The sequence below is a fragment of the Vibrio sp. 10N.222.49.C9 genome (assembly GCF_041474985.1).
Classification (GTDB): Bacteria; Pseudomonadota; Gammaproteobacteria; order Enterobacterales; family Vibrionaceae; genus Vibrio; species Vibrio crassostreae_C.
In genome coordinates, this window is record NZ_JBFRVD010001046.1 from 1 (window position 1) to 288 (window position 288).

1 protein-coding gene and 1 pseudogene are annotated in these 288 nt (G+C 45.1%); both read left to right on the forward strand.

The genetic code is table 11. From position 1 onward, the window contains the following. A pseudogene (locus AB4585_RS26830) lies at positions 1–85 on the forward strand (6-phosphogluconolactonase); the annotation flags it as partial. Positions 86–109: 24 nt separating this feature from the next. Further along, positions 110–288: NAD(P)-binding domain-containing protein (locus AB4585_RS26835; RefSeq protein ID WP_372171781.1), on the forward strand; the 179-nt coding region annotated here is incomplete at its 3' end.

Genomic DNA, 288 nt, shown 5'->3' on the forward strand with positions numbered 1-288 from the left:
GCCCTATCCAGCGGCAAAGATTCACTCCATTGCGGGTGAAACAGAGTGGTTTTTAGATTCAGATGCAGCAAGCAAGATTGCTTAAGATAAGAATATTAGGAGAGAGTGTATGAAAGGTGATATTGGTGTAGTTGGACTCGCAGTAATGGGTCAAAACCTTATCTTAAACATGAACGACCACGGTTTTAAAGTTGTAGCACACAACCGTACTGCCGCGAAGGTAGATCAGTTCCTTGAAGGCCCAGCGAAGGACACTAACATCGTTGGTGCATACTCGCTGCAAGAGCT